This is a genomic window from Terriglobia bacterium, assembly GCA_020073495.1.
In the GTDB taxonomy this organism is placed as follows: Bacteria; Acidobacteriota; Terriglobia; order Terriglobales; family Acidobacteriaceae; genus JAIQFD01.
Window position 1 is genome coordinate 740,229 of the sequence record JAIQFD010000001.1, and the last position, 14,923, is coordinate 755,151.

Here is a 14,923-nt window from a genome sequence, read left to right on the forward strand (position 1 = left end):
TGTAAAATCGCGCCACGGGGAGTTCCACTTGAACGCCGTTCGCAAATGGTCACCGCTGTTGCTGGTCATGGCCTTTCTGGCGCCGGGATTGATCGCCCAGGTCGTCGATGACCGGACGCAGCCGCCCCAAAAGCTCACCGGTGCGACCGCAGGGCCGACGGCACCCGCCGAATCAACTTCCCCAACAGACCGTCCGCGCTCAAAACGGCACCACTCTGGTGTCTCCAAGCCCCCGCCTGCTCTAGTCGAGAAGCCTGCGCCCACGCCCGAGCCTGCGCCGGCGCCGCCTCCGCCGACTGCGGCTCAGCTTCCGCCCACCGCGCCCCAGGTCACTTACCGCGACGGGATGCTGACCGTGGTCGCAAACAATTCTACTCTCGGCGATATTCTCAGCCAGGTACGGCTGAAGACGGGCGCCAGCATCGAGTATCCCCCCACCCTCTCGCAGGAGCGCGTCGTCGCTACGGTCGGACCGGCCCCTGCTCCGCAGGTGCTGGCTGCGCTGCTCAACGGTTCCCGCTTCGATTACATCCTGCTGGGAGCCAACGGCCGCCCCGATCTTCTGCAGAAGGCGATCATCACCTCCAAGGACGGTGGCGGCGTCATCGCGTCCAGTGCGGCTCCGGCCGGGGCGATTCCACAGCCGCGACGGGGGCCCGCGGCCCAGCCGGCGCCGGAGGAAGACCCCGACACGCAGCCCGACGACATCGTCGAGCAGCCTGAGGAAGCACCGCAGCCACAGCCACCGCAATCGGTGCAGCCGCAACCCGTCCCCCAGGCCGTCCCCAACCAGCCTTTCCCGACCCAGCCTGGCCAGCCCCAACAACCGCCCGTCAAGACTCCCGAACAGCTCCTCCAGGAGTTGCAGCGTCTGCAGCAGCAACAGCAGCAGCAGCAACAGCAGCAGCAACAACAGCAGCAGCAGGAGCCGCAGGCACCCCAGCAGTGACCCACTACACGGCACAAAGTCCTGAGTGCTCGGTATATGTTTGGTGAATAGTGAAGAACCAGGTGGGATGAGTCTCCGCCTGACGGCTAACGACCCGCTGCCGTCTCCACCGGCACCAGCGCCGGTTCCTGGGCGGCTGGGCGGCGTCCGAGCGCGGTCAGGATGCCCCAGATGGCCGCGTACCCGGCAACGATTCCGACTGCGACTGCGGAGACGATGGTGAAGAGGATGGTGGTCGAGATCAACATGGTCCGCACTTCTTTCCGCCCTTCCAGGATGTCCGGACCGGAGCTCCGGATGTCATTGCCCCGCCCCAGTCAGCCCTAACAATGTCTCATTCGTTTGCCCCGGTAAACGTCACCGAAGGACATGGACTTGCAGTTGTCAGTTGTCAGTCAATCTCGCCGGACTGGCAACCGACAACTGGCAACTACTTCTTCTTCTCCGCGTTCCAAATCGTCCGCGAGATCGCCCGCCCGCAGAACGGACAATAATTGATGCAGTACAAGTTCGGCCGGTCTTCGGGCGAACGCACCGCGTAATCCGAATCGATCTCGTTCAGGATCCTGCCCCGCATTTCCAGCTTGGGCTGGTTCAGGATCGCGTCGCCGTCCACCGCATCTCGCAGCATTTCGCAGCAGTGTTCGATCATGTGTAGCGCGGCCGCCCATGGCTGCGCTCCTCAATTTCCACCTCGTTGACGCTCCCTGCTAGTGACGACTAAGATACGGAGTAGAGCTGTGCTCCTCCCTTTCTGAGGCTTCCAGGTGACCGCACCGCGGGTGGGGCGTTCCGGTCCAATGGCCATCACTAAGATCACGGTGCGCGGCGCGCGCCAGCACAACCTGAAGAACATCTCGGTCGAGATCCCGCGCAACACCCTGACCGTGATCACCGGCCTCTCCGGATCCGGCAAGTCTTCGCTGGCATTCGACACCATCTATGCCGAAGGCCAGCGCCGCTACGTCGAGACCCTCTCCGCCTACGCCCGCCAGTTCCTTGACCAGATGGAGCGTCCCGACGTCGATTCCATCGACGGCCTCTCGCCCGCCATCTCCATCGAGCAGAAGACCACCAGCCGTTCCCCGCGCTCCACCGTGGGGACGATCACCGAGCTCTACGATTACTTGCGCCTGCTCTATGCCAACGTGGGCGTGCCCCATTGCCCGCAGTGCGGCCGCGAGATCACCCGCCAGTCTGCCGGCCAGATCGTGCAGCAGGTGATGGAACTCAAGGCCGAAGACCGCGTGATGATCCTGGCTCCCATCGTCCGCGGGCGTAAGGGCGAATTCACCAAGGAGCTGGAGAAACTCGCCGCACACGGTTTTGTACGCGCCCGCATCGACGGCGAGCTGCGCAACCTCGAAGAAGAGATCAAGCTCGACAAGCGCAAGAACCACACCATCGAGGTGGTCATCGACCGCCTGCTGGTCAAGCCCGGCATCGAGAAGCGCCTGGAGAACTCGGTCGCCATCGCCATGAAGCTGGCCGGCGGCCTGGTGCTTGTGGCCGTGGTAGACGGCGAGGAGCGCCTCTTTTCTTCCCGCCTGGCCTGTCCGGTCTGCGGCATCAACGTGCCCACGCTCGAGCCGCGCTCGTTCTCCTTCAACAGCGTGTACGGCGCCTGCCCGGAGTGCCACGGCCTGGGCAGCAAGTACGATTTCGATCCCGCGAAGGTGATCGTGGACTGGTCCAAGCCTCTGCTCGACGGCGGCCTCGGCCCCGGCTCCGGCTCGACCTATCTCCATCGCCTGCTGGCGCTCGCCGCCGAGGCCTACGGCTTCGACCTCTCCATCCCGTTCGAACAACTTCCCGAGAAGACGCAGACCCTCATCCTCTACGGCCCCGACGCCACGCAGGCCAGGAAGGTTGGGTTCCACGGCTTGCTGGCGTTCCTGAAGCAGAACATGGAAGAAGCGTCGTCGGAGAGCTACCGCGAGTGGCTGCTCAACTACATGTCGGCGACGCAGTGCCCGGCGTGCCACGGCAGACGCCTGCGTCCGGAGAGCTTGGCCGTCAAAGTCAATCAGCTCTCCATTGCCGACTTCACCGCCCTCGCCGTCGAGAAAGCCATCAAAGCGGTCGACAGGATCAAGCTCAACGAGCGCGAGCAGAAGATCGCCGGCCGCGTGGTGCGCGAGATCGCCGAGCGCCTGCAATTCCTCGATGCTGTCGGCCTGGGCTACATCTCCCTCGACCGCTCCGCCGCCACGCTTTCCGGCGGCGAAGGCCAGCGCATCCGTCTGGCCACGCAGATCGGCTCGCGCCTGCGCGGAGTGCTCTACGTTCTCGACGAGCCCTCCATCGGCCTGCATCACCGCGACAACGGACGCCTGCTCAGCGCCCTCGAAGACCTGCGCGATCTCGGCAACACCGTCCTCGTCGTCGAGCACGATGAAGAGACCATCCGCCGCGCCGATTACGTCATTGACCTCGGCCCCGGTGCCGGACGCCATGGCGGTGCGGTCGTCGCTGCCGGCACCCCCAAAGACATCGAGAACGCCGCAGCCTCCCTCACCGGCCGCTACATCTCCGGCGAGCTTTCCATCGCGATGCGCCTTGAGCGCCGCAAGACCAACGGCCACGCCATCACCGTGCTGGGCGCGCGCGAGAACAATCTTAAGAGTATCGACGTCGCGTTCCCGCTCGGCGTCATGACCGTGGTCACCGGCGTTTCCGGCAGCGGCAAATCCACACTGGTGAACGACATCCTCTACCGCGCGCTGGCCAAGCAGCTCTACCGTTCTCGCGAGGAGCCCGGCGCGCACAAGGGCATCGCCGGCGCCGAGAACGTCGACAAGGTCATCCGCATCGACCAGTCGCCCATCGGGCGTACGCCGCGCTCCAACCCCGCCACCTACACCGGCGTCTTCACCCAGATCCGCGACCTCTACGCCATGCTTCCGGAATCCCGCGAGCGCGGATACAAGGCGGGGCGATTCTCCTTCAACGTTCCCGGCGGACGCTGCGAGGCCTGCCAGGGCGAGGGCCAGAAGCGGATCGAGATGAATTTCTTGCCCGACGTCTACGTGCAGTGCGACATCTGTGGCGGCAAGCGCTACAACCACGAGACCCTGGCGGTGAGGTTCAAGGGCTTCTCCATCGCCGACCTGCTCGAGACCTCGGCCGCCGACGCCCTGCCCGCTCTGGAGAACATCCCCCAGGTCCGCCAGAAGTTGCAGACGCTGGTGGACGTCGGCCTTGGCTACATCCATCTGGGCCAGTCGGCGGTCACGCTCTCCGGCGGCGAGGCGCAGCGCATCAAGCTGGCCCGCGAGCTCTCCAAGCGCCAGACCGGGCGCACCCTCTACCTGCTCGATGAGCCTACCACCGGCCTGCATTTCGACGACGTCAAGAAGCTGCTCGACGTGCTGCACCGCCTGACCGATCTGGGCAACACTATCGTCATCATCGAACACAACATGGACGTCATCCGCTCCGCTGACTGGATCATCGACCTCGGCCCCGAGGGCGGAGACGGCGGCGGGCGTGTCGTCGTCCAGGGCACCCCCGAGCAGGTCGGCCGCACCCGCAAGTCCTACACTGGCCAGGCGCTCGCCGCAGTCCTCGCCCACACCCGGCCCGGCGCGCGCCAGTGACTGCGCGTCTGCGAACAAGAAGCGCCGTTGACGTGGAGAGGGCAACGGTCACTAGTGAGAAGGTCTGTTATCAACAGCTATGCCCGGGCGAGCCCTTGCTGGTGTCTAACACCGTAGAGAAACAAATAGCCGCCCTTATGACACGAGCGTTCGTCACTCTCATTGCCATGTGCCTCGCTGCTCAGGGTGGTGCGCAAGAAAGCAGTCAGGCCGGGAGTAACAAGGCTGGCGGTGCACCTGCGGCTTCGTATGAAGTGTACTCAGCCGTGCTTAGCCAGCGGTACTCATCGTGGTTCAAGGCCCACCGGCCGCTTAGGATTGCCGCGCTGACGAAGGCGATTCCAGCCGGAGCTATCACGAACGATTGTCGTGCTCAGGTTCAACAAGATCAGCAAGAGGTTCAAGTCCTAAGTAGTCTGCTTGCAGCGAACAGACAAAGGCAGCGCCTCCAGAAGAAGCTTACTGTTCCGGGTGCGTATTCTCTTATTCGGGACAAAACGCAAATCAAGAATGGCGATTTCCCTGGCATTGTGTGGCTGTCCGCGATTGGTTTCTCGACGGACCAGCGGCATGCGATGGTGTACGTGCAGAGCTACTGTGGCCCACGTTGCGCTAGCGGGTATTTGTGGAAGCTCGATAAGAAAGATAATACTTGGCGCGTTGTTGGCGGAGGAATTTGCGGTTTCGTCTCGTAGCCGCTGCGTAACTGTTGTGAAATCCCCTTCTCACCAGTTACGTTTCCGACCCCGCGCCCGCCCGCACCCCTCTTGTGGTCGTTGCTCCGCACGCGCGCGCCCGCCCCCGAGCCATGGGGGTGTAGGAATTTTCCCGCGCCAATAGCTATCCCCCAAGGCAGCGTTGACTTGGCGTAGCGGGCCACCTAACATGGCCGCCTATCATGGCGTCGCCCGCTTCCATGGTTGGGAAGACGCTGGGTCATTACCGGATCCTGGATCAGGTCGGTGCGGGTGGCATGGGCGTGGTGTACCGGGCGCGCGACGAGCGTCTGGAACGCGATGTCGCTCTGAAGGTTTTGCCGCCCGGCTCCCTGGCCGATGACTCCGCCCGCAAGCGTTTCCGCAAGGAAGCCTTGGCCCTCTCCCGCCTCAACCACCCCAACATCGCCACCGTATTCGACTTCGACTGTCAGGAGGGGATCGACTTCCTGGTCACGGAGCTGATTCCGGGCATAACGTTGGACGAAAAGCTTGCGGCCGGTCCGCTGCCGGAAAAGGAGACCCTCCAGATCGGCGTCCAACTTGCCGACGGGTTGGAAGCCGCGCACCGTGAAGGGGTCGTCCACCGCGACCTGAAGCCGGGCAACCTGCGGCTCACGCCGGAGGGACGCCTCAAGATCCTGGACTTCGGGCTGGCCACGCGGGTCGGACTCGTCGGCCAGGCGTCGGTGACCCAGAGCGTCCTGGACGCTGGCCCGGTGGGCACGCTGGCCTACATGGCCCCGGAACAACTGCGCAACGAAAACGTGGACGCGCGCGCCGACATCTGGGCGGCGGGCGTCGTGCTCTACGAGCTGGCGACGGGGCGGCGTCCCTTCGACAGCAAGACGGCAACGGCGCTTGCGGACGACATCCTGCATCAACTGCCTCCGGCGCCCCAGCTCCTCCAACCCAGGCTGTCCCCGCGTCTGGCGGACATCATCGCCAAATGCCTGGAGAAAGACCCGGAGAACCGCTACCAGTCTGCCAAGGAGCTGTTGGTGGACCTGAGGCGCCTGAGCGGGAGCAGCTCCTCACCGAGCGTGGCCATTGCACCTTCTTCTCCCCCTGCTGTGAGGGGAGTATCGCTACGAGCCGTGTCCGTGGCGGCCGCTGGGTTAGTCTTGCTGGTCATTATCGGGATGATGGCCAACCTCGGAGGCCTCCGTGATCGGCTCTTCCCAGGGGCAAAGGCCTCGCACATCCGCTCCATCGCCGTCTTGCCTCTGGAAAACCTCTCCCGTGATCCCGAGCAGGAATACTTCGCCGACGGCATGACCGAAGCGCTCATCGCCGAACTCTCCCGCATCAAGGCCCTGAAGGTGATCTCGCGGACCTCGGTGATGCAGTACAAGGGGACGCGCAAGCCGCTCCCCCAGATCGCGCGCGAACTTGGTGTGGACGCCGTGGTCGAAGGCTCTGTCCTGCGCGAAGGCAATCAGGCCAGGATCACCGTCCAGTTGATCGAGGGCGCCACCGACCAGCACATCTGGGCGGACAGCTTCCAGAGAGAGCTGCGCAACATTCTCTCCCTTCAGGGAGAGGTCGCCGCCTCCATCGCGCGCGAGATCCGCATCGCGGTCACCCCGGAAGAACAAACCCGCCTGACTCACGTCGCGGCCGTCGATCCTGAAGCCCACGAGCTCACTCTCAAGGCCAGATTCCTCATGCAGCAAGAGAGCACCAATCGCGAGTCCCTGGAGAGGGGACTGGCCATGCTGCGGCAAGCGCTTCAGCTCGATCCCACCTACGCACCGGCGTATGCTGCGCTCTCCCATGCCTACGAGGCGATCGCCGGGGTTGGGTACAAGCCCATGCGGGAAGCCTGCCCCGAGTTCCGCGCCGCCGCCGACAAGGCCATCGAACTCGACCCGGCCCTCGGCGAAGCTTACGCCTCGCGCGCCATGGCTCACCTCGAGTGTGACTGGGATTGGGCCGGGGCCTTGGCCGACGCGCAACAGGCTGTACAACTCTCCCCTGGGTCTTCCGTCGTCCACAACACGTATGCCTGGATCCTGAGCCCGCTCGGGCGCCACCAGGAGGCACTCGAGCAGAGCCGCATCGCCGCGCAACTGGATCCCCTGTCCATTTCGTTCGCAGTGGACCGTGCCTGGTTTCTTTACTACGCCCGCCGCTACGACGAATCGGCCGAAGAATGCCGCCGCGTGCTCGCCTTCGCTCCCGAGAACATCTTTGCCAAGTGGCAGTTGGGTGTGACATTGACGGCGATGGGTAAGTACGACGAAGCCATCGCCACCTTCCTCAGCCGCAAGGTTCCCACCGCTGGGACGAACTGGGCCCTCGGGTATGCCTATGGCCGCGCCGGCAAGCGCGACGAGGCTCGTCGCGTGCTCGACTTCCTGCTCGAGAAGCGCAAGCACCAGTTCATCTGGCCCGGCATCATCGCTGTCGTCTACATCGGGATGGACGACAAAGACAAGGCTTTCGAGTGGCTGGAGACCACCTACAAGGAGCGGGAGGTCTGGCTCAGCTGGATGAAAGTCAGCCCCATGTACGACCCCATCCGCTCTGACCCGCGCTTCCAGGATCTGCAGCGCCGCATGAACTTCCCGCCGTAACTCAGGCCGGATCTCTGGGTTCTTCTGACCGCCCTGTGCACCCGGGTCATTCTTCCCTCTGCCTTCTCCGCGTCCTCTCCGGGTAGAATCGCTTCCAGTCCCATGAAGGTTCTCACCAGGTTTCTCTTGTCCGCCACCTCCCCGGCGCAATTCCCCGCTGCCGGGCCGCCGGAGATTGCCTTCCTCGGCCGCTCCAACGTGGGCAAGTCCAGCCTCATCAATTCCCTGCTCGGCCACAAGGTCGCCCGCACCAGCTCTACCCCGGGGCGCACCCGTGCCATCAATTTTTTCGAGATCCGCTTCCCCGGAAGGCCCCGTCCAGACTTCGTCTTCGCCGATCTTCCTGGATATGGGTACGCCAAATTGTCGCGCGAAGTATCCGCCGAATGGCCCAAGTTCATCGACCCGTATTTGCGTGACCGTCCCCCGCTTATCCTCTGCGTTGCGCTTGTGGACATCAACGTTCCTCCGCAGCCCAGCGACCAGCACCTCGTCGAATGGCTCCGGGCGAACCAGCGCCCTTTCGTGGTCGTCGCCACTAAAGCCGATAAGCTCTCCGGCAACCAGCGGACAAACTCTCTCCGCGCCCTCACCGAGACGCTCGCTACCGATGCGATCCTGGCCTACTCCGCCCGGACTAGTGATGGCCGCCAGGAGCTCTGGCGCCGCATCCGCGAGTCTGCCCACCCCTCTTCACTCGCGCAGCCCTGATTTCCTTCGTGCGCCTTCGTGTCCCTTCGTGACCTTTGTGTTGAGTCTTCCTCTTTTGTCCAAAGACACGTCGGCGGCCGCCAGCTCCTGCTGACGACCGCCGACTGTTCTTAGCCTGCCCTGAGCGCAGCGAAGGGACTACTCTACTGCGTACTGCTGCCCCGACGCCCCGCCCTTCTGCTTCAGCCACGCCGCCAGCCGTTGCTCCTGCTGCTGCTTCAGGCGCACGCAGTTGTCGATGCTCTCCAGTGTGCGGTTCAGGATGCGAGTCGCATCGGGTGCTTTCTGCGAGAAGAACGACTTCACGTCGTTGCGCATCCCCACATCGCAGAAAGTGCGCGCACTTCCGGCGATCTCGCCGGTGGTGTATGTGGCGAATTTCGCTTTGAGCTGTGGCCAGTTCGCCTTCAGGAACTCCCATCCCGGCTGCATGCCCGCTGGGTTCTGCCACACCGCGCCCACCATCAGGCTGGCATCCTGGTTGCGCACGTTCGGCCCGGCGATGTACCGCAGCGTCCGCTCCAGCAGCTTGGGATCGCGGAACTCGGTCAGTGCGTACACCCAGGTGTAGTACTCGTTGGGCGGGATCTTGGTGTCGCTCAGCTTGGCCGCGATCTTGTCGTACAGCGCCGCGTCTCCGTACATGGCGGCGACCTCGACCATGTTCCCGAACAGCGACGGATCCACTTCGTTCGAGCTCTCCAGCGCCTGCTCCGTCATCTCGCGCGCTACTTTGAGCACCTTCGGGTCGCGCCCGGCATGGCCCAGCGTCAGCAGTACCGAGGCCCGCAATTGTTTGGTGTCGTCGCTGTCGTTCGGGGCCGTGTGATATCCGAGGTCCTCCGCCAGCGGGTGCAGCAGGTTGCGCACCCAGCCCTCATACTGCGCCCGGTCGGCATCCGTCACCAGGTAGTCCGAGACATAGCGCAGGTACGCTCCCTCCAGCGACATCACGCCGTACTCGCGCTCGCCTTCGAGGCCCTGGACCACGGCCAGAAAGTCCTCCGCGTTGTTGCGCCCGGCACGCACCATCGCCCAGGCGTCGTTCAGCAGTTGCGCCCGCTCCGGCCCGTTCAGGTCCTTCTCAGACGTCGCCGCGACCTTGCGCAGGGTCGCGCTGTCATAGCCGGTGCGGTAGTAGCCGCGCGCGTCGGCGTTGCCGAACACGTACGATGCGCAGCCCTTCAGCGTCAACGATTGCTTTTTCTCCGTCATCAGCTCGCAGCGCGCCGCGCTCCCCGGGACCTTCAAACACACCGGGATCTGCCACACCGCATTGGAACTCTCTGTGACCGCGGGGTTGTACGCGAAACGCTCCTGGGTGAGCGTGACCACCGTGTTCCCGCTCTCGCACTTCGAGGCCACGTTCACCACCGGCACTCCCGGCTGGATCACGAAGCTCGAAATCACCTTGTCCGCCGGTTTCTTCGACACCCGCGTCAGCGTGTTCCAGAAGTCCTCCGAGGTGGCGTTGCCGTACGCGTGCTCCTTCAGGTACGCGTTCACGCCGTCGCGGAATGTTTCCTCGCCTAGGTACGACTCGACCATCCGCAGCACCGCCGCCGACTTCTCATACGCGATGGCGTCGAACTGCTGGCTGATCTCCGCCGTGTTGCTGGCTGGATTGCGGATGGCTCGGGTGGTTTGCAGCGAGTCCAGATTCATGGCCCGGGCGTTGTTCTTCACCGCGTCCATCTCGACGTGCCACTCGGGCTTCCACGCCGCCAGTGGCTTCGGGCTCATCCAGGTCGCGAAGCCTTCGTTCAGCCAGATGTCGTCCCACCACTTCATCGTCACCAGGTCTCCGAACCACTGGTGCGCCATCTCGTGCGACAGGACATCGGTCACCTCCTTATGCAGGCCGACCGACGAGCGCTGGTCGTCGATGGCCAGCAGCGTCTCGCGGTAGGTGATCGCCGCGGTGTTCTCCATCGCGCCCGCCGAGAAGTCCGGGAACGCGATCACGTCCAGCTTCCCAAACGGGTACTTGATCGCGTAATACCGGTTGAAGTACTTCAGGTTCGCCTCCGCCGATTCCAGCGCGAATGTCAGCAGGTGCTTCCGCCCCGGCACGTCGCAGATTCGCACCGGGATGTTGTCCGCGCTTCCCTCGATGCACTCGAAGTCCCCCACCGCCATCGCCACCAGGTAGGTGGACATCTTCGGCGTGGTCGAGAATGTCAGCGTGTGCTTGTCCTCCCCCGGCCCCGGCTCGTCCTGGATGATCTTTCCATTCGAGATCGCCGTATCGCCTTTGTCGATCATCAGACGGATGTCGAACGTCGCCTTCATCGCCGGCTCGTCGAACGACGGGAACGCCCACCGCGCGTCGGTCGGCTCGAACTGTGTCACCGCATAGTTCCGCTCCTTCGTCTTGCTCAGGTAGAACCCGCGGAGCTGGTCGTTCAGCTTGCCGTGGAACTTGATGTCGATCTCCGCCGGGCCCGCCGCCAGCGCCTTCTCCACCGTGAGTGTCGCCATTTCTACTTTCGGATCCAGCGACACCTTCGCATCTTGGGTCATCCCGTTCTGCGTGATCGCCGCGATGTCGAACGCCAGGTCCACCGCGTTAAGCACGATCGTGTTGCCCGGCTTCTTCACTTGGACGTCGATCTTCTCCGCGCCCGCGAACGTCGCGTTCTTTAGGTCGGGTGCGAAAGTGATGCTGTAATGGCTGGGTATCGCGGTATCCGGCAGGCGCTGGGCCCATGCGCAGGTTGCGGACAGAATGACCAGGGCCCACATCGCGAGTTTCTTCATGGAACAGTTTTCTCCCTCAAGAGTTTGATGACGTATCTACGGGATTCAGAAGCGGAAAGTTCTCCCAGGGCGCACCAGCGCTCCAGCTTGTAGACGCCCCCCACTCGGAATCGTTAGCTGCCCATTGAGCACCGTGGCTTGGCAGCGGTTTCCCGCCACCCAGTACGGGATCTCACGGTAATCCCCCACATCGAACACCGCCAGGTCGGCGTCCTTCCCCGTCTCGATCGACCCCTTGCGCTCCCCCAGTCGCAGTGCGTGCGCTCCATTGATTGTACCTGCCGCGATGGCCTCCGCCGGCGTCATCTTCATTTGCGTGCACGCCAGCGACATCACGAACGCCATGCTGGTGGTCGGCGACGTCCCCGGGTTGTAATCCGTCGCCAGCGCCACTGGCACGCCCGCCTCTATCATCCGCCGCGCGTCCGGATATTGCTTCAGCCCGAGAAAATAATTCGCCCCCGGCAGCAGCGTCACCACCGTGTCCCGTCTCGCCAACTGCGGGATGTCCTCATCCCCCACGCAGTCCATGTGATCCAGCGACGCCGGCTTGAACCTCAGCAGACGCCACACCTCCGACGCCGTGAGCTGGCACATGTGCGCCCGCACCTCCAGCCCATGTTTCTGCGCCGCCTCGAAAATACGCTCCGCATCCTCGACCGTGAACGCTCCGCGATCGCAGAAGATGTCCACGAACGCCGCCAGCTTCTTTTTCGCCGCCTGCGGGATCATCTTCTCCGCCACTTCGCGGACATATTTTTCTGGCTTGCCCTTGAACTCCGGCGGGACGACGTGCGCGCCCAGCAGCGTCGGCACCACCGTCCCCGGCCATTGCGCCGCCGCCTCCCGGATCGCCTCCAAGGATTTGATCTCCGCCTCCGTACTCAACCCATACCCCGACTTGGCTTCGACCGTCGTCGTCCCCTGCGCTCCCATCTCTTCCAGCGCCGCCAGCGCCTTTGCCGCCAGCTCTTTCACCGGCGCTTTCCGAACGCCCGCAACACTCGACCGGATCCCCCCACCCGCCTCCGCGATCTCCTCATATGTCGCGCCTGCCACCCGCTTCTCGAAATCCACTAGCCGAGGCCCGGCGAAGATCAGGTGCGTGTGCGAATCCACGAACCCGGGCACCACCACTTTCCCCGCGCAGTCGATCTCCTCGATCTTCTTCCTGTTCTTCTTGATCCACGGATCACGCAGCGCGTCCTTCGTCGTCCCCGCCGACACGATCTTCCCGCCCGCGCACAGCACCGCACCGTCCTCGACGATGCCGAGCTCACGCAGCTCCGCCCCGCGCCTCGGCCCTTTCGCGCCACGCAGCGTCAGCAACTGCCCGATATTGGTCAGGAGAAGCGTTTTTTCGGTAGGCACTCGTTATTTCTTCATCGGGATCTTCACGCCGGTCTTATCCGCGAACTCCACAGCCTGTTCGTACCCCGCGTCCACGTGCCGCGCCACGCCGATCCCGGGATCGTTGGTCAGCACCCGCTCGATGCGTTTGGCCATCGCGTCCGTGCCGTCGGCCACCGTCACCTGTCCCGCGTGCTGCGAGTACCCGATGCCCACGCCGCCGCCGTTGTGGATCGACACCCAGCTCGCGCCGCTCGCCGTATTCAGCAACGCATTCAGCAGCGGCCAGTCGGCGACCGCGTCCGAGCCGTCCTTCATGCCTTCGGTCTCGCGGAACGGCGACGCCACCGAGCCGCAATCCAAATGGTCGCGCCCGATCACGATCGGCGCCTTGATCTTCCCCTTCTTCACCAGCTCGTTGATCGCCAGCCCGAACTGCGCCCGCTCGCCGTATCCCAGCCAGCAGATGCGCGCCGGCAGCCCCTGGAACTTGATCCTCTTCCGCGCCAGCTCGATCCACCGCGACAGGATCCGGTTCTCCGGGAACATCTTGAGCACCAGGTCGTCGGTGACCGCGATGTCCGACGCCTCTCCCGACAGCGCCACCCAGCGGAACGGCCCCCGCCCCTCACAGAACAGCGGACGGATATATGCCGGCACGAATCCCGGAAAGTCGTACGCGTTTTTCACCCCGCGCTGGTAGGCGAACGTGCGGATGTTGTTTCCGTAATCGAAGGTGACCGCGCCCATCTTTTGCAGCGCCAGCATGCCCTCGACGTGCCGCGCGATCGCGTCCAGCGACCGCTCTTCGTACCCCTTTGGATCGCGCCGCCGCAGCTCCAGCGCCTGCTCCAGCGGCATCCCATTCGGCACGTACCCATTCAGCGGATCGTGCGCCGACGTCTGATCGGTCAGGATGTCGGGCACCACGCCCCGCGACGCCAGCTCCGGCACCACATCGGCGCAGTTCCCCACCAGCCCCACCGAGACATTCTCTTTCTTGCGCACCGCGTTCTTCAGGATGCGCAGCGCTTCGTCCAGGCTGTTGACCATGAAGTCGCAGTAGCCGGTCTTCAGCCGCTTCTTGATCCGCTCCGGATCGACCTCCACGCCCAGGAAGCACGCGCCGGTCATGGTTGCGGCCAGCGGCTGCGCTCCACCCATGCCGCCCATCCCGCCCGAGACAATCAATTTCCCGCTCAGCTCGCCGCCAAAACTCTTCTCCCCCGCCGCCGCAAAGGTCTCGAACGTGCCCTGAATGATCCCCTGAGACCCGATGTAGATCCACGACCCGGCGGTCATCTGGCCGTACATCATCAGGCCCGCGCGCTCCAGTTCGTTGAACTTTTCCCAGTTCGACCAGTGCCCGACCAGGTTTGAGTTCGCGATCAGCACCCGCGGCGCGTACTCGTGCGTCTTGAAGACGCCCACCGGCTTGCCCGACTGCACCAGCAGTGTCTCGTCGTTGGCCAGCGACTTCAGCGCCGCCACGATCGCGTGAAAGCACTCCCAGCTCCGCGCCGCCCGCCCCGTGCCGCCATACACCACCAGGTCGCGAGGCCGTTCCCCGACCTCCTCGTCCAGGTTGTTCATGAGCATGCGCATCGCCGCCTCCTGCTGCCAGCTCTTGCAGGAGATCTGGGTGCCGCGCGGCGCTTTCACAGGCGTGTAGGAAGACGCAGTGATGTCTTTCTCAACCGGCATTACAAAAGAATGTTAGATGTTCGCCGATGTGAAGGCAATTCGCTCAGGCTTTAGGCGGCGCAATGGCTGGACTGAAATGATTGCGGCTGTAGGCACTGTGCTTCCTGATGGCTGATGGCTGACGGCTGACGGCTCTCCCCTACCACTGGCAGTACGCCCTGCCGTCCCGCCCTCGTTCCGTCGACTTGCTGTGCACGTCCACGATCCCGAAATGCCCGCGGTCGATCGACTCCGGCACATCCGCGAAGTCCGGGTCCCAGTCCGCCTTTTCCGTGATCGGATCGACCGGGATCTCGATCATGTATCCCTGCTCCACCATGTCCATCAACCGGTGCGGCGCGTGGTGTTCGTCGGCAGTGTACTCGCGGATCGTCGCTCGCAACAGCGCCAGGTCGTTCCGCAGCACCGCCTCCCGATGCCGCCGCAGCAGGTACCCCGATGCCTCAACCGTCCCCGCGCACATTGCCACGCACACGGCGACTGCGACCGCGGCTTTCCGCAGAGGGATCCTTTCCCGTAACCGCCTTCCATTCGCGGCTATCCAGGAGGGGACTC

The 14,923-nt window shown here is 64.0% G+C and carries 10 protein-coding genes; 4 read left to right on the forward strand and 6 right to left on the reverse strand.

The features are described from left to right. Window positions 1-28 precede the first annotated feature (28 nt). A complete protein-coding gene (locus LAN37_03380; GenBank protein ID MBZ5646249.1) occupies window positions 29-949 on the forward strand; it encodes a hypothetical protein in 921 nt (306 codons plus the stop codon). Between the two features lie 86 nt (window positions 950-1,035). Here the strand turns inward: LAN37_03380 and LAN37_03385 are convergent, their stop codons facing one another. Next, the gene (locus LAN37_03385) at window positions 1,036-1,197 is read right to left on the reverse strand and encodes a hypothetical protein (GenBank protein MBZ5646250.1); all 162 of its coding nucleotides are present in this window, start codon (window positions 1,195-1,197) and stop codon (window positions 1,036-1,038) included. Window positions 1,198-1,379: 182 nt separating this feature from the next. Next, window positions 1,380-1,580 (reverse strand): hypothetical protein, encoded by a 201-nt coding sequence (locus tag LAN37_03390; GenBank protein ID MBZ5646251.1) that lies wholly within the window; start codon window positions 1,578-1,580, stop codon window positions 1,380-1,382. 169 nt (window positions 1,581-1,749) lie between these two features. On the opposite strand from LAN37_03390, the gene uvrA reads away from it, so the two are divergent. The 3 genes from uvrA to yihA all read left to right on the forward strand — a co-directional run bounded on the left by uvrA (window position 1,750) and on the right by yihA (window position 8,554). Beyond that, window positions 1,750-4,548, forward strand: a complete 2,799-nt coding sequence (gene uvrA / locus LAN37_03395) for an excinuclease ABC subunit UvrA (protein MBZ5646252.1) — start codon at window positions 1,750-1,752, stop codon at window positions 4,546-4,548. Between the two features lie 898 nt (window positions 4,549-5,446). Beyond that, window positions 5,447-7,843 (forward strand): protein kinase, encoded by a 2,397-nt coding sequence (locus tag LAN37_03400; GenBank protein ID MBZ5646253.1) that lies wholly within the window; start codon window positions 5,447-5,449, stop codon window positions 7,841-7,843. A 102-nt stretch (window positions 7,844-7,945) separates the two neighbouring features. Further along, complete coding sequence (gene yihA / locus LAN37_03405; GenBank protein MBZ5646254.1) at window positions 7,946-8,554, forward strand: ribosome biogenesis GTP-binding protein YihA/YsxC; 609 nt, start codon at window positions 7,946-7,948, stop codon at window positions 8,552-8,554. A 138-nt stretch (window positions 8,555-8,692) separates the two neighbouring features. On the opposite strand, the gene LAN37_03410 is transcribed toward yihA, so the two are convergent. The 4 genes from LAN37_03410 to LAN37_03425 form a co-directional block, all read right to left on the reverse strand. Further along, window positions 8,693-11,314, reverse strand: coding sequence for a M1 family metallopeptidase (locus tag LAN37_03410; protein MBZ5646255.1), 2,622 nt, complete (start codon window positions 11,312-11,314; stop codon window positions 8,693-8,695). 45 nt (window positions 11,315-11,359) lie between these two features. After that, window positions 11,360-12,685, reverse strand: coding sequence for an imidazolonepropionase (hutI, locus tag LAN37_03415; GenBank protein ID MBZ5646256.1), 1,326 nt, complete (start codon window positions 12,683-12,685; stop codon window positions 11,360-11,362). Window positions 12,686-12,688: 3 nt separating this feature from the next. Beyond that, window positions 12,689-14,368 (reverse strand): urocanate hydratase, encoded by a 1,680-nt coding sequence (gene hutU / locus LAN37_03420; GenBank protein ID MBZ5646257.1) that lies wholly within the window; start codon window positions 14,366-14,368, stop codon window positions 12,689-12,691. 139 nt (window positions 14,369-14,507) lie between these two features. Continuing rightward, the gene (locus LAN37_03425) at window positions 14,508-14,831 is read right to left on the reverse strand and encodes a general secretion pathway protein GspG (protein ID MBZ5646258.1); all 324 of its coding nucleotides are present in this window, start codon (window positions 14,829-14,831) and stop codon (window positions 14,508-14,510) included. Between the last annotated feature and the right edge of the window lie 92 nt (window positions 14,832-14,923).

Bases quoted from the DNA above. Each gene is read 5' to 3' on its own strand.
- LAN37_03385 (MBZ5646250.1), bottom strand. From the start codon at position 1,197: ATGTTGATCTCGACCACCATCCTCTTCACCATCGTCTCCGCAGTCGCA.
- LAN37_03390 (MBZ5646251.1), bottom strand. From the start codon at position 1,580: ATGCTGCGAGATGCGGTGGACGGCGACGCGATCCTGAACCAGCCCAAG.
- uvrA (MBZ5646252.1), top strand. From the start codon at position 1,750: ATGGCCATCACTAAGATCACGGTGCGCGGCGCGCGCCAGCACAACCTG.
- LAN37_03400 (MBZ5646253.1), top strand. From the start codon at position 5,447: ATGGCGTCGCCCGCTTCCATGGTTGGGAAGACGCTGGGTCATTACCGG.
- yihA (MBZ5646254.1), top strand. From the start codon at position 7,946: ATGAAGGTTCTCACCAGGTTTCTCTTGTCCGCCACCTCCCCGGCGCAA.
- LAN37_03410 (MBZ5646255.1), bottom strand. From the start codon at position 11,314: ATGAAGAAACTCGCGATGTGGGCCCTGGTCATTCTGTCCGCAACCTGC.
- hutU (MBZ5646257.1), bottom strand. From the start codon at position 14,368: ATGCCGGTTGAGAAAGACATCACTGCGTCTTCCTACACGCCTGTGAAA.
- LAN37_03425 (MBZ5646258.1), bottom strand. From the start codon at position 14,831: ATGTGCGCGGGGACGGTTGAGGCATCGGGGTACCTGCTGCGGCGGCAT.